General features: G+C 31.4%; 18 protein-coding genes and 5 pseudogenes. 16 read left to right on the top strand and 7 right to left on the bottom strand.

The genetic code is table 11. The features are described from left to right. Nucleotides 1-182 precede the first annotated feature (182 nt). A complete protein-coding gene (gene isaB, locus KA858_RS10315; RefSeq protein ID WP_210135633.1) occupies nt 183-725 on the top strand; it encodes an immunodominant staphylococcal antigen IsaB family protein in 543 nt (180 codons plus the stop codon). Nucleotides 726-978: 253 nt separating this feature from the next. Here the strand turns inward: isaB and KA858_RS10310 are convergent, their stop codons facing one another. The 6 genes and pseudogenes from KA858_RS10310 to KA858_RS10285 form a co-directional block, all read right to left on the bottom strand. Beyond that, a complete protein-coding gene (locus KA858_RS10310; protein WP_210135632.1) occupies nt 979-1,650 on the bottom strand; it encodes a type 1 glutamine amidotransferase in 672 nt (223 codons plus the stop codon). Between the two features lie 308 nt (nt 1,651-1,958). Next, nucleotides 1,959-2,027 (bottom strand): annotated as a pseudogene (locus tag KA858_RS10305) (DUF4176 domain-containing protein); the annotation flags it as partial. A 370-nt stretch (nt 2,028-2,397) separates the two neighbouring features. Beyond that, a complete protein-coding gene (locus KA858_RS10300; protein WP_210135631.1) occupies nt 2,398-2,493 on the bottom strand; it encodes a type I toxin-antitoxin system Fst family toxin in 96 nt (31 codons plus the stop codon). A gap of 135 nt (nt 2,494-2,628) precedes the next feature. Beyond that, nucleotides 2,629-2,867, bottom strand: a pseudogene (locus KA858_RS10295) (DUF4176 domain-containing protein). Between the two features lie 68 nt (nt 2,868-2,935). Next, nucleotides 2,936-3,549, bottom strand: a pseudogene (locus KA858_RS10290) (DUF443 family protein). 122 nt (nt 3,550-3,671) lie between these two features. Next, a pseudogene (locus KA858_RS10285) lies at nt 3,672-4,452 on the bottom strand (tandem-type lipoprotein). A gap of 616 nt (nt 4,453-5,068) precedes the next feature. Here KA858_RS10285 and KA858_RS10280 point away from each other — a divergent pair. From KA858_RS10280 to KA858_RS10270, 3 genes and pseudogenes are all read left to right on the top strand, one after another. Next, nucleotides 5,069-5,284 carry a hypothetical protein gene (locus KA858_RS10280; RefSeq protein ID WP_210135629.1) on the top strand — a complete coding sequence of 72 codons (216 nt, stop codon included), beginning with the start codon at nt 5,069-5,071 and terminating at the stop codon, nt 5,282-5,284. Nucleotides 5,285-5,391: 107 nt separating this feature from the next. Then, nucleotides 5,392-5,580, top strand: a complete 189-nt coding sequence (locus tag KA858_RS10275; RefSeq protein WP_210135628.1) for a hypothetical protein — start codon at nt 5,392-5,394, stop codon at nt 5,578-5,580. A gap of 19 nt (nt 5,581-5,599) precedes the next feature. Then, a pseudogene (locus tag KA858_RS10270) lies at nt 5,600-6,264 on the top strand (DUF5079 family protein). A gap of 607 nt (nt 6,265-6,871) precedes the next feature. Here the strand turns inward: KA858_RS10270 and KA858_RS10265 are convergent. Beyond that, nucleotides 6,872-6,967, bottom strand: a complete 96-nt coding sequence (locus tag KA858_RS10265; RefSeq protein WP_011276553.1) for a type I toxin-antitoxin system Fst family toxin — start codon at nt 6,965-6,967, stop codon at nt 6,872-6,874. A gap of 288 nt (nt 6,968-7,255) precedes the next feature. On the opposite strand from KA858_RS10265, the gene KA858_RS10260 reads away from it, so the two are divergent. From KA858_RS10260 to KA858_RS10205, 12 genes are all read left to right on the top strand, one after another. Continuing rightward, complete coding sequence (locus KA858_RS10260; RefSeq protein ID WP_210135627.1) at nt 7,256-7,672, top strand: YwiB family protein; 417 nt, start codon at nt 7,256-7,258, stop codon at nt 7,670-7,672. Beyond that, nucleotides 7,669-9,330, top strand: coding sequence for an arginine--tRNA ligase (argS, locus tag KA858_RS10255; protein ID WP_053030755.1), 1,662 nt, complete (start codon nt 7,669-7,671; stop codon nt 9,328-9,330). Before KA858_RS10260 ends, argS begins: the two co-directional genes overlap by 4 nt. 84 nt (nt 9,331-9,414) lie before the next feature. Next, nucleotides 9,415-10,062, top strand: a complete 648-nt coding sequence (locus tag KA858_RS10250) for an endonuclease III domain-containing protein (protein ID WP_210135626.1) — start codon at nt 9,415-9,417, stop codon at nt 10,060-10,062. A gap of 88 nt (nt 10,063-10,150) precedes the next feature. Beyond that, the gene (locus KA858_RS10245; RefSeq protein ID WP_210135625.1) at nt 10,151-10,915 is read left to right on the top strand and encodes a MerR family transcriptional regulator; all 765 of its coding nucleotides are present in this window, start codon (nt 10,151-10,153) and stop codon (nt 10,913-10,915) included. A 65-nt stretch (nt 10,916-10,980) separates the two neighbouring features. Beyond that, complete coding sequence (locus tag KA858_RS10240) at nt 10,981-11,475, top strand: DUF805 domain-containing protein (RefSeq protein WP_210135624.1); 495 nt, start codon at nt 10,981-10,983, stop codon at nt 11,473-11,475. Between the two features lie 207 nt (nt 11,476-11,682). Beyond that, nucleotides 11,683-12,573, top strand: a complete 891-nt coding sequence (locus KA858_RS10235; RefSeq protein ID WP_210135643.1) for an ABC transporter substrate-binding protein — start codon at nt 11,683-11,685, stop codon at nt 12,571-12,573. A gap of 312 nt (nt 12,574-12,885) precedes the next feature. After that, nucleotides 12,886-13,815 carry a FecCD family ABC transporter permease gene (locus KA858_RS10230; protein WP_481906474.1) on the top strand — a complete coding sequence of 310 codons (930 nt, stop codon included), beginning with the start codon at nt 12,886-12,888 and terminating at the stop codon, nt 13,813-13,815. 98 nt (nt 13,816-13,913) lie between these two features. Then, nucleotides 13,914-14,618 (top strand): HAD family hydrolase, encoded by a 705-nt coding sequence (locus KA858_RS10225; RefSeq protein ID WP_210135622.1) that lies wholly within the window; start codon nt 13,914-13,916, stop codon nt 14,616-14,618. A gap of 1 nt (nt 14,619) precedes the next feature. Next, a complete protein-coding gene (locus KA858_RS10220) occupies nt 14,620-15,414 on the top strand; it encodes an alpha/beta fold hydrolase (RefSeq protein WP_053030740.1) in 795 nt (264 codons plus the stop codon). Nucleotides 15,415-15,566: 152 nt separating this feature from the next. After that, entirely contained in the window at nt 15,567-16,073 is a 507-nt protein-coding gene (locus KA858_RS10215) for an SA0570 family protein (RefSeq protein ID WP_053030738.1), read from the top strand. 185 nt (nt 16,074-16,258) lie between these two features. Continuing rightward, on the top strand, nt 16,259-16,975 hold the full coding sequence (locus KA858_RS10210) for a hypothetical protein (protein WP_053030736.1): 717 nt from the start codon (nt 16,259-16,261) through the stop codon (nt 16,973-16,975). A 154-nt stretch (nt 16,976-17,129) separates the two neighbouring features. Further along, on the top strand, nt 17,130-17,939 hold the full coding sequence (locus tag KA858_RS10205) for an alpha/beta fold hydrolase (RefSeq protein ID WP_210135621.1): 810 nt from the start codon (nt 17,130-17,132) through the stop codon (nt 17,937-17,939). Nucleotides 17,940-18,174 lie beyond the last annotated feature (235 nt).

The raw sequence follows: 18,174 nt of genomic DNA, 5'->3' as shown, positions 1-18,174 counted from the left end.
ACTTTATGGGGTGCATTTTTATATGCTGAACATAGCAAATATGAATCATAATTATTTTGGGATGAATAATGTTCTTATAGGTGTAAAATTGCAATTTTAGAAATATTGTTGTAATATTGTAAACAAATCGTAATATAACGATTGTTATGACGATTTGACTAAGAAATGAGAGGAAGATTCATATGAATAAAACTGCCAAAGCAATTGTTAGTGCAACTTTAGCCATGGGAACAGTATTCGGAGTCGGAGCCTCAGTAGAACAACCACACCATAATCAAGCACATGCAGCTACTACACCATATTATACGTATAGTGGCTACGTAAATAACGATGGTTCATTTTTATTAAATAAAACGTTTAAAAATGCGGTTAAGTATGGCAATGTTACGTTTAATGGAACTAAAATAGTACCTCAAACGGGGACAAGCAGTAAGTTGAACAACTTTAGTAAATATGATCAAAACTTCTTTTCAGTGAAGTCTGGAAAGAAAACAGCAACATCTGTTCAAATTAAAGTGAATAATATAACTGTGAAACAACTTAAATCCGTTTATGGTAATGATCTTGTAGAGCAAGCAGATGTTCACGGTCATAAAAATCCTAATAGCGATGATTATAAATTAGTTAGTGGCCAAAATGGTAATTATCATACACCAGTAACGTTTGTACAAAAGAGCGGTAAAGTACAGTCCGTCATCATTGGATTCGAGGGCTCAGGAGCTTAGAATGTGTAAAACATAATGTCCAAAAATAGATGAAGTAACTACGTTTTTCTATAATTTTGTTTAAGTAATAGTCAATTACATTTCTACATTAACTAGTGTTATAATTTAGTTAATATGAAATCTAGCATAGATGCAGAAATCCCCTCACTATCGGTGTAGTGAGGGGATTTGTTAGTGTGCCTAAAGTCGCATATTTTTAATTATTAATATTTTATTTTTTGAAGTGATTGTGTGAAAAATACTTAAAATTAGTCTATCTACCAGTTATATGATCAAGTAATTTAAACATAACTTCTTTATTCTCTTTAGGAACTTCGCGTTCAATAATTTCTTGTGGAGTTTGGTTTAATACAGAATCAACCGCATAAGAAAAATCATTAGTCACAATTTCTTTAACTTCAAAAGGCCCTGGTTCGAAATGGAATTGCAAACCAATAACATTGTCATTTAACAAGAATCCTTGATTAGTTAAATATTCACTAGAGAATAGTAATTCTGCATTTTTAGGTATTTGGAACATTTCTTCATGCCAATGCAATGCCATCAATTCTTTTGGTAAGTCTGGTATTGTATTTGTTTCAAGATATACTTTATCCCAACCCACTTCTTTTACCGCTGACTTGCTTACTGTATACCCAATTGCTTTCGTTATTTGTTGCGCACCAAAACAAGCACCAAATATTGGTTTTTTCTCTTTTAACAATACCCTTATTAATTCTCTTTCTTTAAGTATCCAATCATCTAAATCATTCGGACTCATAGGACCACCTAAAATGATGAGTAAATCTGTTTCTTCTGATTTTGGTAGAACACCATTATAAAAATAAGGGTGATAAATATATAAATCATGCCCATTCTCTTTAGCCCAATCTCCAATAGCACCTACACCTTCATTAGGTGTGTGTTGTAAAACGTTGATTCTCATTTCATCAACTCCTTAAAATAATAACTAATTATACAGTAGGATATCTTTTATTACTATGGTTTAGTTATTTATTGATGTTGAGTATGGAAATACATAGTTACTTACTAACCATCTTATAAAAATGTCGTATTTGTATAAATTCAAACTTATAACTATTAGTGTAGTAAAGTAAGGGTATGTAGTTAAGTCATCTTTTAGTCATTACATCTGTGACGTCAATAAAGTTTTGACATCATGTTTGTATGTTGTAGATAGTAAAATTGAGATTTTTAATAGTAAATTCGAAATAAAAGAAGTTACTTTTTTGACCCTCGATTGATAATCATTAACTTTTGAGAACCTTCTTTTAAATATATAATGATTCCTATTGTTTCCATTTTATCTCACTTATCTTTACTTTTATTTTAGATTGATTCAAGGTTGATATGTTTATTTACTCTGATTGACTTAGCTTACTTATAATTACCTCTTCGTTGTCATATGCAATGAGGTTCATTAATGAAAACATGAAAAATATTAAGGGGCTTCCAATATAAATCATAAGATTGTTTTCAACACAAAAAATAAGTCCTATCATTTGTAACAATACTCATTTTCAGATTCTATCCCCTTTATATTCCATAATTTCAATTTTGCATTCCTATCCAGTATGGTGTTATAATGTAATTAACAAAGATATCTGCATTTGATGCACCAAACCCCCTAACTATGCCAGTAGTTAGGGGGTTTTTTGGTGTGACTAGTCGCCTATTTATCATTGCGATTGCGTAGCCAGTGCGCAAATAATGCGACGATACAACCACTCGCTGCTGTGGTCATGATGTGAACAAAGATATCTGTCATTTTTAGCACCTCCTCTCTGCGTCTAAATTGACGCCTGAGAGATAGGCGACCTTTATATTATATCATCTACGAATATACGATGATAGGTAACTTCTGATAAATCAATTTATGTTAAATTAAACCAAAACTATTTTATTATTGAACAGTACCTCGTTGAATATCGTTATCCAAATTATTCATCATTTCTTCAAAAAATTTTTGAAACCTCGTCTAATCTTGATCAAAATAGCCCCAAATATAAGGTCATCTATATTTTCTTCATTGAAATAGTATATTTGTTCTTCTACAACACCAACCGGATAAGTACAAGCTGAGTAATCTAAAATATACTGGTGATTATCTATATTTACAATTGGCCCTCGATTGATAATCATTAATCTTGGGAAACCATTCTTAGGTATATGATACTTTCTGTTCCTTTCACTTTATCTCAACTGATTTTCTACATATTTAATTTCGCATGTACTTTTCTATCAGAAATCGAAACTATGTTCATAATAGTAAACAGAAACAACGTAACTATCCAACCTATATAACCAAAAATATTTTGATTATCATCAAAAATCATTTGAATAGGAGCAATTGAAAAAATAGGAACATGAAATAACAAAACACCACCAGTATCATATTTTTAAACGATGGAATCAACATTACTTTTTGTATGCTATTTTGATTAAATGCTGGGTGATTCAACTTTTTACTTATAGATAGACGTAACGCAATCACGGCGACAAACCCGAGTAAAAACATTATTACTAACCAAATTTGATTAATATTAACATACATGAAACCTATTACGCTTCTTAAAAGCACACTTATAGTGACACCAATGCCAGCGGCCATCATACCTTGACTGTTGTGGCTACCATTATTAAAAATATTTAAATTATTGAATTCATGATAAGTCAACTCAGTGTGTTTAATAGGGATAAACCAATTCAACATAGGGCATAGGTATGAATACCAATTTTGTTCTAAGTCGACCATTAAATAGCGGTTACCTTTTTGGATAATTTTATATCTAGGATTTTTATATATTGTGTATATATTTTCCATTTAGCTTCACCAACTCCATTTTATTGGATTCACTAATTTTTTGACATTGTTGACAGCTTTTCCAACACTTTTTTCGACTTTTTTTGCTTTATTACTAAATAATATAAAATATTTTTAACGCATTATTTCTCATCTTCGCTTGGGGTAAATTCGACCGAATCTGTAAAAAAGATATTCTCTTCGTTATTTTCTATAAAGGTAAATTCAATACTTTTAGATCCTACAGATGATCCTTTTAAATCACCATCACCTTTCAACAATAGTTTCGGCGCTTGTTTCGTTGGTATGTCATATCGGTTTCTTAACTGTTGGACATTATAATCATCATTTTTCAACTGATAATTTGCAGAATAACTTGGCACATTAGGATTATATGAAATATCACCATTTTTATAATCTTTAAAATCTTTAAAGTTGCCATATTGTACAAAAAATTTGAAGTTTTCGATTTCTTTTCTTAATTTTTCATCCGATATGGGCTTCATTGGAATAATTCGATTATGTTCCATCTTGACAGGATATTTTTTATCTTTATTATGTGCATATCCTTTTTTGTCTTCTTTTATCTCGCTTATTAAAAAATATCCCTTCGTTGTTCTAGTATTACGATTGATATAGAGTACCATCTCTCTAGATTTTAATGCTCCTCCTTTTAATTGGATGTTCATTCTAGAATTAACTATCCATGTTCCTTTATCTCCTTTGTCAAATTCTTGATCCCGAAAGCCTTCCTTATCGTAAAAATCAGCGAGATTCTTGGTTGGATACACATTTAATGTTTTATTAAATGCTTCTTTAATTTGAGCGTTTCGACCATTTGTTTTTGTCATAATGACACAACCTCCAATCAATATAATAAGTAATACCAAACATACCGAGAATTAATTTCTTTGAATGGCGCATCCCTTTACATCCTTACCATTTTATTTATGACATAACATACTTTCATTTCTTTAAAAGATTCTTAAAATCTCATGTTGTTTTAATCAAAATAACTCTCAAATTGGACAAACCACAAAGTATTAAGACTACATCCATTTGATAGTATTTTAGCTTCTTTCAAAAGAATAAATTATATCAAGCTAAGTAATTCACAAATTCTTTCAATTTTTAATGTATGAAATTATAAGAACCGACTTCAAAAGTAGATATTGAACGTGTTGAAACAAAAACAATCTTGTAAAGAACGTAAAATGGTATTCACTAACAATATAAAAAGATTTAACCAAATTATAGTAATGAAGACGAATTACGAATATTACTTAATGAATGTTCTAAATATTGTAATTGTAATAACTAGTAGATTGTATTGAGACATAATAGGCGTATTTGATCGAGAAAGTAAAATTTTGACACGTACAGTCGATCTATCAATTATTGAACATATAATTTTTGAGCAATAATTCATTAAAGTGACAGATCTAATTGGTGAACAAGGATTAAAACCACAAGAAATATACTATAAATAATCAAGAATATATAAAATTAAAAGTAATAGAGGATGTTTATAAGGGTATAAATGAGTAACAAAGTTGCAATAAGACTGCAAAGTTCTCAGAAAAGAAGTGAAAAAAGTGGCAAAAACATAGAATTAACAGGATTAAATGAAGGTATAAGAGGTATAACCAAAGATTTTAAAATCAAAAATAATTTAGGTAATTTAGGAAAATTAATAAAAATGGGAGGTAAAGCACTAAAACCATTAGCAACTATTACTGCTATACAGATAATATGAGTAAGACTCACTGCAAGAAAAATTAGTAGGTGCAGGAGTGGACTTATCAATCTTAGGTGGAAGTGCAGTAGCAGGTGCAGCAATAGGGACGGGCTATACCAGGTCCTATGGTGGGGACATTAATAGGAGCTGGAGTTGGTATTTTAGTAGGTATGGCAGGAGATATTAAAGTGGGAGATAAGGCGGTTAAAGATATAGCAAAAGATAAAATTAACAATGCAATAGATAGTAGCAAAAAAATTGCTGAAAATTCATGGAATACTGTAACTAAAGGTGTAAGTTCAGTATTTAATTGATAAAAGAAAGGTGAATATTATGGAGAAAAATCTACAAAAAAAGCAATAGAATCAATTCAACATTCACATTTAATAGGATTATCACTAGTTAATTTCATTATTTTTGCGTTTTACTATTTTATATATGCAGGTCCAGGTATAAAAGGTAATATTCCTCTATATATGAAAATATATTTAATAGAATCATTATTATTATGGTTGCTTCTTTATTTACAAGAACGCGAGTATATTTTTAAGAATTATAATCAAAAAAATTATAAGTTCAGAATTGTAACATATATGATCATCAATCTACTCTCAGGATACAACATTCCATTTTTAATTAGTTCTGCCTATGCTTTTTATTTTGCAGATTCTAGAGACGATACTTTTGCATATTGGTTGTTGATTTGTGGAATCATAACGGTCTCTGCTATAGGTCTATTCTTCTTTTGTCTAGGCGAATTTCAGATGTTTGGTATCCAAAACGGTAGCTTTATTAAAATGATTGGAATTTTAATTATTTTATTATCATTTGGACTATTGTTATATGTATCATTAATTGTTCCCGTTGATTCTGAAGAAAATAAAACGATTTGGATGGGAATGATAATGTTATTTTGTAGCCATATGCTAATTGGACGAACATATTTTTATTTAGGTCTATTAAATTATGACATTAGAGAAGATGGGGTGAAATTATAATGGAATTAGGTATGCTTATAATGCCCTATTGTGTAAAAATAACATTTGAAATTGATAAAGAAGAAAATTGGTTAGAAAGTTTAAATATGATAAATGGATTTTTTAATTGATAAATATAAATACCTAATTGGATCTATAGCATTTTCAAGAGTGCTAGTAGGGAATAATGAGTATCAGTATACAGTATTTATTTCTTTAAATGATTAATTGCAACATATCCCTGAATTAAATATAGAATATAATGATATTTTAGAGGTTGGGTCTACTATATAAAAAATATTTTAATATTTGAAATATTAATTTTGCTATAACACAATTAGAATTAGAAGAAAGAATGGATTTTGATGTTTTTGCATCAGTAAATTTAAGACAAGAAATACACAATATTAAAATACGCAATCTTATCTAGTATCGAATATATCGCACACCTCAATTTCTACCGTTGTTTAATATGTTTCTTCTCATTAGTTGAGTCATCGTATGAAATCATTTTGCATTTCTCCACTCACCAGTGTTATAATTTAGTTAACAAGGAAACTAGCATAGATGCACCAATCCCCTCACTATTGCCGTAGTGAGGGGATTTTTTAGGTGTGGCTATGGTCGCCTATTTATTATTGCGATTACGTAGCCAATGCGTGAATATCGCAATAATACAACCACTGATGACTGTGGTCGTGATGTGAACAAGGATTTCTAGCATAGATTAGCACCTCCTCTCTACGCCTAAATTGACGCCTGAGAGATAGGCGACCAGTATATTATATCATCTCCAAATACACGCTGATAGTTTACTTCTAATAAGTAATTTTATAGTAATATTTCCCAAGATTTAACCTATATACTGTTCTTTTTATTACTCAATTTATCAAAATAGATGATGATACTTATATATCCTAAATGCTTCAAAACTGAGAAGTATCACCTACATGCACTATCTAAATTATGCTATAATGTGGTGTATTAATTAGAAGCTAAGGTGAGGCAAACGTTGGATAAGAATATACACATTCAAACGAAGCAAGTCTTAAAACAAAATGGTGAAAAACAAAAATTTGAATTTGCTACTCAAGGTTCTTGGCAAACAAAGAATGCAGATTATATTCGTTACCAAGAACAAATTGAAGATGCAGTCGTCAATGTAACGATTAAAATCGAAGCGCGAGGCGTCAAATTAATACGCAAAGGCGATATTAATATGAATCTTCACTTTGTAGAAGGTCATGATACGATTACACTTTACGATATTCCAGCTGGACGTATCCCTTTGACTGTTAGAACACGTAGTATCTTGCATTTTGTGAATGAAAATGGTGGGAAGCTAAAAATTCAATACGAGTTACATCAAAATGATGAAAAAATGGGCTCATATCAATATGAAATTAATTATAAGGAGATAGGCGAATGAATATTATTGATCAAGTAAAAACAACTTTAATACAAGAAATTGAAACGAGTATTAAAAAAGCTGGTCTTGCTGAAGATATTCCAGACATCAAAGTTGAAATACCAAAAGACACTAAAAATGGAGATTACTCAACTAATATCGCAATGGTATTAACTAAGATTGCGAAACGTAACCCACGTGAAATTGCTCAAGCGATTGTTGACAACTTAGACACAAGTAAAGCGAATGTGAAGCAAGTAGATATCGCGGGTCCTGGTTTTATTAATTTCTATTTAGATAATCAATATTTAACTGCAGTTATTCCAGAAGCGATTGAAAAAGGTAATCGATTTGGTTATGCTGAAGCATCTAAAAATAAAAACATCTTATTAGAGTATGTTTCTGCCAACCCAACTGGCGATTTACACATTGGTCATGCAAGAAACGCTGCTGTTGGTGACTCACTAGCTAATATTTTAATTGCAGCAGGTTACAATGTAACACGTGAATATTATATTAATGATGCTGGTAATCAAATTACTAACTTGGCACGTTCAATTGAGACACGTTTCTTTGAAGCGCTTGGTGATACAAGTCATGAAATGCCTGCAGATGGTTATAATGGTAAAGATATTATCGAAATTGGTAAAGACTTAGCTGATAAGCACCCAGAAATGAAAGATTATTCTGATGAAGAACGTCTTAAAACATTTAGAAAACTTGGTGTTGATTATGAAATGGATAAATTGAAAAAAGACTTAGCTGATTTCAATGTCCACTTTGATAATTGGTTTAGTGAAACATCACTATATGAGAACGGTGCTATTGATAACACATTAGCTAAAATGAATGAACTCGGTTACACATATGAAGCGGATGGTGCAACTTGGTTACGTACATCTGATTTTAAAGATGATAAAGACCGTGTGTTAATTAAAAAAGATGGTAATTACACTTATTTCACACCAGACACTGCGTATCACTATAACAAAATTAATCGCGGTAACGATATTTTGATTGATTTAATGGGTGCCGATCACCATGGTTACATTAATCGTTTGAAAGCAAGTTTAGAAACGTTTGGTGTAGATAGTGATCGTCTTGAAATACAAATTATGCAAATGGTGCGTTTAATGCAAGATGGTGTCGAAGTGAAGATGAGTAAGCGTACTGGTAATGCGATTACTTTACGTGAAATTATGGATGAGGTTGGTATTGATGCTGCACGTTACTTCTTAACAATGCGTAGTCCGGACTCTCATTTTGATTTTGATTTAGAACTTGCAAAAGAAAAATCACAAGATAATCCAATTTATTACGCGCAATACGCACATGCACGTATTTGCTCAATCTTGAAACAAGCAAAAGAGCAAGGTGTTGAAGTTACAACTGATGCAGACTTCTCAACAATTACAAATGAAAAAGCGATTGAATTATTGAAAAAAGTAGCTGAATTTGAATCAACAATTGAAAGTGCAGCAGAAAGTCGTGCACCACACCGTTTAACGAACTATATTCAAGATTTAGCATCTGCATTCCATAAATTCTACAATGCTGAAAAAGTATTAACAGACGATGCAGAAAAAACGAAAGCACATGTAGCTTTAGTAGATGCAGTTAGAATTACACTACACAATGCATTAACATTAGTTGGTGTATCAGCACCAGAATCTATGTAATCAAGAGAATTATATAAATTTTGATATCACCCTCATAAATTTCGATTTGTGAGGGTATTATTATGTAAAGATTGGAGTGAGAGTATGCCAACGCTTACGACTGAAGCACTTTATAACATCTTATTAGACAATATGGGCCCGCAACATTGGTGGCCGGCTGAAAGTCCTGAAGAAATGATGCTTGGTGCGATATTAGTGCAAAATACGAATTGGAACAATGCAGATATGGCGCTAATGCGTTTACAGGAAGAAACCTGTTTTGATCCTCAAACCATTTTGGCTTTACCATTAAATGAACTACAAGACATTATACGTTCTAGTGGCTTTTATAAAAATAAAGGGAAGGCCATTCATGCGTTATTCAATTGGCTAAGCCAATACAACTTTGACTATGATACAATTGCGCGTATGCATGGTGATACGCTCAGACAGACATTGTTAAACATACGTGGTATAGGTAGTGAAACGGCTGACGTGTTATTGGTGTATCTTTTTCAAGGAATCGAATTTATTCCTGATCGATATACACGACGCTTGTATCATAAATTAGGCTATTCAAACACAGAGAATTACGATAAATTTAAAAAGCATATAACACTACCAGATTATTTTACAAATCAAGATGCCAATGAATTTCATGCATTATTAGATAACTTTGGGAAACATTATTTTAATGGCAAAGGAAAGCAGAAATATACGTTTTTAGATCATTATTTTAATAAGAATGATTGACTTTAACGTTACGTCATAGTGCATACTCCTGAGTAGATGAGTGAGGTATGAATGATATTAAAAATAAAGTAAAGTGGAGAATAATACAATGTTAAATCATGAATATTTTACACCTAATGAAGTGAGCAAAGTGACGTCGGTTAGTACAAGAACTCTACGTTATTATCATGAGATTGGTTTACTTGTGCCTAGTTATGTGGACGATAATGGCTATCGCTACTATCATTCACAAGATATTGCAAAGCTACAAACGATCTTATTTCTTCGACAGCTCAATTTATCTCTCGAAGATATTCAATTATATTTTCAACAAAGTATTACTAATAAAAATGCAATATTAGAAGATAACTATGCCCAAATTGTTCAACAACGAAATCAGCTAAATCAAATCATTGATTACCTCAAACATCATCTAATAAATCATAGAAACGAGGAGATTAATATGGACCAATTCAATCAATTTGATGTGACAGAACAATATGATAAAGAAGCTGAATTGAAATATGGCGATACGGATTATTATCAGTCATATAAACAACGTAGAAATCAAATGGACGATTCTGATAAGCAGAATAATGATAAAGATACAAATGACCAATTCAATCAATTTTTCAATGAAATGAATCACTTATTGGAAAATGGCTACGCAGCGGATGATGTGCATGTATATCAAAATATTAAAGCTTTAAAAGGCATTTTACAACGACAAGTGCCTAATGCGGATAATCAATTTTTAGAATATATCGCACTTACTTATGAAAGTGATGATCGCTTTGCTAAGAATATAAATAAACATCGCAATAATCACTTGAATGAGTATATCGCAAAAGCAATCCAAGCGTATATCAAATAAAGTGTTTCCTTCAATCCTTTATTATGTAATGATTATACTGAATCATATTTAAAGGAGACGCTATAATGATTGAGTCGTACCAATTATTTTGGAGAAATTATTTTAATATACAAGGTCGAACACGTAGACGACATTACTGGTATGCAACACTCGCGAATATTATTGTACTCATTTTATTAAGCATACTTACCGACGTACTCACTTGGATTGTTGGCGGTGGCGATATGTTTTTCAAGATTATTTATGAAACGATTGATGTCATTATTCTAATCGGAACATTCACCATGTCGGTGCGTCGATTTCATGATGTTGGACGTACGATGTTAATACCATTAATTATGTTAGTGTCTATGTTACTAAGAGGATTAATTGTATTACTCGAAACGATATCTGATACGTATTTAAATCAATTTTACGCTGATGTTTCTTTAATGGCTTCAACTGTAGTCGTACTTGTTATATCAGTTATATTATTAATTATCTCTATTTTCGCATTAATTTACTGCGTTGCGGATAGTGAACAAGGTACAAATGAATATGGACCTAACCCCAAAGCATAGTGAGTGTTAAAACTAAGCATTGAATATTTCTAAATTTAGAAGTATTCAATGCTTTTTTACTACTGATTATTTCTTAAAATAAGTGATAATATAAAATTACACAATTAAATATAAAAAAGTTAAATTAATATAGAATAATATTTGTTATGATTAATGCATACATATACAAAAGATAGAAAGGAATGTGTAGTCGTGTTAAATAAAAAAATGTGGATAGTACTATGTATAATGATGCTTGTACTTGTCGCTTGTGGTCAAAATAATCAACACAAACAAGCAAACAATGAGAGTAATAAATCAGATTCAAATTCAAAAAATCAGTCATATCATCGTATCGTGTCACTTATGCCTAGTAACACGGAAATTCTTTATGAATTAGGACTTGGGAAAGATATTGTTGGTGTTTCAACAGTAGATGATTATCCTAAAGATGTTAAAGAAGGTAAGAAACAATTTGATGCAATGAATTTAAATAAAGAATCATTGTTAAAGGCGAAACCAGATTTAATATTGGCGCATGAATCTCAAAAAGGGACGTCAAAAAAAGTGTTAGATAGTCTTGAAAAAAATGGTGTCAAAGTGGTTTATGTGAAAGATGCACAATCTTTAAATCAAACATATGATACTTTTAAACAGATAGGTAAAGTCACTGGACGTGAACGTGAAGCGCAAGACCTTGTAGATGAAACGAAGCATAACGTTGACAAAGTAATCAAGTCAGTGCCGAGACATCACAAATCACAATCTGTTTTCATGGAAGTGTCTTCTAAACCAGAAATCTATACAGCGGGTAAACATACATTTTTCGATGACATGTTGACACAATTAGATGCTAAAAATAGCTTTTCAAATATAGAAGGTTGGAAGCCAGTGGATAAAGAAAGTATCATCAAAAAGAACCCAGACATTCTGATCTCTACAGAAGGTCTGTCTAAATCAGATTATTATAAAATCATTAAAAAGCGTGATGGTTTCCGTCAAATTAAAGCAGTGAAAAATGGACGTATTGAAACTGTGAATGGTGATGAAATTTCACGTCCGGGTCCTCGTATTGATGAGGGTTTGAAAGAATTACGTGATGCCATTTATAAACGATAAATGGCTATTAAAAGGTGACACTGCACATTCGTAGTGACTAACTAAATAGAGAAGATGCTTGATATTAAGTGCTTAAGCCTCAATAAAAAGCATTTCATGAAGAAATGCTACAAGCTAAGCAAGCTGGGAGTGGGGCCCCAGCAAAGAGAATTTCATGAAGAAATTCTACAAGCTAAGCAAGCTGGGAGTGGACGACGAATTTTAAAAGAATTCTGTTCCAGTCCCATTTTTTTATATCATCAGTTATAATAGAAGAAATTATAGAAAGATAGTTGATGAGTTGATAAAATGACAAGGAATATTTATTTCGCAATGCTAGGTTGGATCATCTGTTTAATTGGTGTGATAACACTCTATTTATTATGGGATATGGGTAATTTAGCAGATTCATTTAATCAAATGATATTGCTGAAAGTTAGATTGCCACGAATTATTGAAGCTATGTTAACGGGTTCAATACTAACCATAGCAGGCCATATGTTTCAGACTGTGTTGAATAACCCATTAGCGGATAGTTTTACATTAGGATTGGCTAGTGGTGCAACGTTTGGCTCAGGTTTGGCCATTTTTTTAGGATTATCTTTTATTTGGGTACCTATCTTTTCAATCGGCATCAGTATTATCACACTATTAATTGTATTGATGATTGCAGCAACTATATCTCGTGGTTATCCGGTGAAGATTCTTATCATTACTGGATTGATGATTGGCGCACTTTTTAATGCATTCTTGTATATTCTTGTGTTAATAAAACCTAGCAAGATGAATCAAATCGCAAATTACTTCTTCGGGGGATTCGCGGCGGCAGAAACGAGAGAAATCATTTACATAGGACTAATAGCTATACCTGTTATCATCATTTTATTTACTATGATACCGGGGATTAAGCTATTACAATTAGGTGAGTTGAAGAGTCAATCATTAGGTTTAAATGTGCAACAAGTGATGTTTATCGTACTTACTTTAGCGTCTATAATAACGGCAGTTGCAGTGGCTTATACGGGAATTATTGGTTTCATCGGTATGGTTGTACCTCAATTGGTAAGACGCTATTATTGGCGATTTACGTTAGGAATTCACATGGTATTAAATTGTTTAATCGGTGCTACAATGATGTTAATTGCAGATTGGGTAGGCAGTACGTTAATTCATCCTGTACAGATACCTGCTAGTATTATATTGGCTTTAATTGGTATTCCAACATTATTTTACATTTTGCTTAAACAATCTGGACGTGCTTAAATACACATTTGAACACAACATACCTATGTTGCGTTATTATCTTAAAGAAGACTTTTTGATAAAATGAGAATAATTATAGAGTTAAGAGGGAATTGACAATGGACTTAAGTCATATAAAAGCAGTTGTGTTTGATTTAGAAGGTACATTATTAGATAGAACAAAATCTCGTGATAAATTTATTGAGGAACAATACGAACGATTTCATGATTATTTCGTACACGTTCAATTAGCGGATTTTAAACAGAAATTTATTGAATTAGATGATGATGAAGATAATGACAAACCCGATTTATATAAGGCGATTATTAAGCAGTTTCATATCGATCGTTTAACGTGGAAAGATCTGTTTAATGATTTTGAAATGCATTTCTATCGCTATGTCTTCCCTTATTATGACACGTTATATACTTTAGAGAAATTATCGCAAAGCGATTATGTTTTAGGTGTGATTGCAAATGGTAAATCTAAAATTAAACAGTTTCGTTTGCATTCATTAGGTTTAGGGCACGTGATTAATTATTTATCAACTTCTGAAACAGTAGGATTTCGTAAACCCCATCCTAAAATATTTGAAGATATGATTCACCAAATAGATGTTCAGCCAGAAGAAATTATGTATGTCGGTGATGATGCTTTAAATGATGTAGCACCAGCACGTGCGATGGGCATGGTAAGTGTGTGGTTTAAACATGATGACGCTGAATTAGAACCTTTAGAAGAAGAAGTTGATTTTATTATTACAACGAGTGAAGAATTATTATCAATATTACCAATTCAAATCAAACAAGGAGGAGATGCATAAGATGGATTTATTTACTAGAAAAGGTGGTTTATCCCTACATTACGATACTATGGGTGAGGGCTACCCTGTCGTCTTAGTACATACAGCATATGAAAATGCTTCTATATTTCAAAATTTAGCAAAAGATTTGGCAAAGTCTTTTCAAGTTGTCTTACTTGATTTAAGAGGACATGGCTATTCAGATAAACCAAGAGAGATTAAATTTAATGAATTTGCAGATGATATTATACAATTATTGGATTACTTGTATATAGACGAAGCAGCATTTGTAGGACATGAGATGGGGGCAGCGATTATTGCTGATTTAGCAGAACGCTATCCTAATTATGTATCATCACTCATTATGGTGACACCAACATCCATTGAAGGCGAGTTGCCTGAGGAACGTTTATTTAGAAAGTACTCTCATAAAATTCGTAACTGGGATGATGAAAAACAAAACAAATTCTTAGAAAAGCGTCGTTATCATAAACCGAGAAAAGTGAATAAGTTTTTAAAACATGTTGAAGATACTAATGCGATTTCTACTAAAGAAGAAACGCAAGCGGTTGAAGATGTGTTTAAAGAGGCGGCAATATCAAATGTATTTGAACGTGTGACGAAACCAACGTTAATCATTGCAGGTGAACATGGTGAGCGTATTACAACACTTGAATCTAAAGAAGTAGCCGATTTAATTAAAGAGGCGCAGTTTGATGTTTATGCACAATCAAGTCTATATCCTTTTGAAGAAGAAAAAGAGAAATTTGTTGAAGATGTAACACCATTTATTAAGAAATTTATGCCTGAGCACTAATGACGGGTTTCAAAAACGCCGCCAAAACTTTTTTTGTTACATAAAATAACTTAATTTGTAATATTTTTGTAATAATACTGTTATTTAAGTAACAATTAGGGTATACTATGAATAAGCACAAGACGAGAAACAAGATAAAGGAGAGAGTGCTTATGAAAAAATTAGTAGCGGCATTTTTAGTCTCAGGACTAGTAATGACAGGAGTAAGCGTTAATCATGCTGAAGCAGCTAGCGGCAATACAATTCAAACAGTTCAACAATTAACACAAGGTCAAAAATCTCTAGAAAATATTACGCTTGGCGAATCAATCAAAAATGTTACAAACAAATACGGTACACCGATTTATTCTAAAAATCCAAGTAACAATGAAGGATATTATGAATATCGCACTAATAAAGGTTTACTGGTTGTAACTGCAGTAGGTAAGAAGAACCAAGGCCATGTTACAAGAATTTCTATGACTTATAATGAAGCCAATGGCCCAACGTATAACCAAGTGAAAAAAAGCTTAGGACAAAATGCGATTGCGCGTGTTCAATATAACAAAGTAAGTGGTAACTTTGGTTATATCCAAAAAGGTAACACAAGCTATCAATTTGGCTCAAACTCACCACAAGATAAAAACATCAAATTATATCGTATTGATCTTGCTAAATAATTAAAATTCTATATATGTTATTAATGAATCACTAGGAGTACGACGTCAAATGCCAACTTTTAAATGACGTCTTGCTCCTATTTTTTATGGTTAAACAGAAAATAACGTCAATGTATGATAAAATTTTAAATTGAACCATTAACTATTCGTGTCAATCTAACGAAACTATAGCAAAGGAGTAACCTATGAGAACCAATGATAAAGTGTTACTTGAGAATATAAATGATTACTTTAGTCATAAAGGGATGGCACCTAATTTAATCGATGATATTAAAGAAAATTTGCGTACAGATTTGAAGAAATCTGAATCAAAAGATCAAGATTATCTAGATTATAGAGGTAAATCTCCAGCACAAATTATTTTGATTATTCAAAGGAATTTATTTGGGTTACAAACGAATCCTGTTATTTTCTTTATTATGAATTTTATTTTAATTTCATATCTTTATGATAAACAATACGTGCCATTCCAGGCAGCGACAGCTATTTCAATTTTCTATTGTATTATTATTTTTCCGTTAACGATTTTTATCAATATACGGATTGATAAGAAGAAATTTCTCTATAGTAACCGTTTTGAAATGATATTAGGATATACAGTCGCCATTATTGCATTAATCTTAATTATTATGCGTGCGTTTAATTTAAACTGGGGAATCGTTCCAATCACTATTTATAGTCATCAAGTTGTCTTTTTTATAGGTATTATATTAAGTTTAATAGGTATTTTCTTTAAAAAGATGGAGTACACAGCTATTGGATTGTTATTTTGTCAAAAGACGGTTGATGCTGTAATCACAAAACCTGAGATTGCACAAATCTTTTCTTTAGTTATTTGGATTTTAATAGTTGTACTCATTATTTTTTACACAATTAAATTATCATCGAGAACTAGAGTTTAGTTCTTAATACATAGGCAATCACCTGTATTTATGCGGTGGTTGTTTTTTTGTTTAAATATTAATTTTATATAATAATTTGCGAAATAAAGTTAAGAACATTCATAGCGTAACTTTTAAAGAAGTGGGTATAGTAACAATTAAGGGAGGTGCCAACATGAAAAAAATCGAAATGTTAAACCAAACAAAATTAGCTTATCAAGATGAAGGACATGGCAGCCCCGTTATCTTAATACATGGCTTAGATGGTAATTCTGCAGCGTTTGATTTATTAAACAAACAACTACAAGAGAACTATAGAGTGATTGCATACGATGTTCGAGGACATGGTAAATCATCACGTCCTGATTCATATGATTTAGAAGATCATGTCGAAGATTTATATGTACTAATCAATAAATTAAACTTAAAGAAAGCACATATATTAGGTCATGATATGGGAGGTATTATTGCTAGAGAATTTACTGAAAAGCATGAAAAACATGTATTATCTTTAACCATTATCTCCTCTAAAGCTGAAGATATCGTTCATGGTTTTACGAAATTAATGATTGAGCACCAAGATGAAATTGCAGGGTTTAATAAATCTGAAGCGCTACTGTTACTATTCCCCTATATTTATAAAGAAAAAGAATCAGCGATGAAATGGATTCAACGACAACGATTATATAGTAAACAGAATTCTGAGGATAGTGCCATAGCTAGTAGGGCGCTTTTAAATACAGCATATGTAAATCAAGGGTATACACATTACGTTAAAGTACCTACACTCATTGTAAATGGACGTTATGATCCAATTATAAATGACAAGGAACATTATAAAATCGAAGAACGATTCCAAAATGTTGAAAAAGTTTTATTTGAGGAATCAGGACATGCACCCTATGTAGAAGAAGAAGATAAGTTTCTAGTCTTATATTTGAACTTTTTAGAAAATGTTGAGCAGATAGTAGAAGTAAATCATTAAATTTAATTATTTGAGAAAGACAGTTTCTATTGAAATCATTTAGAAATTGTCTTTTTATCATTGTTTTGAATGTATTCAACACGTTTTATATTAAATGTATTAGCTTAAATTCGGCATCGAGCTAACAATATAAAAGTATATAAAACATACTAAGATTAGCTGTGAAGAAATCTATGACGATAGATTTTTTCACAGCTATTTTTTATAGTTGTAGAGAGAAGTAGACTGTGCGCTC

Source organism: Staphylococcus sp. GDX8P80P (assembly GCF_017893095.1).
GTDB classification, from domain to species: domain Bacteria; phylum Bacillota; class Bacilli; order Staphylococcales; family Staphylococcaceae; genus Staphylococcus; species Staphylococcus borealis.
Note: the sequence above shows the minus strand (reverse complement) of the source record. Positions and strands in the feature narration are given on the sequence as shown.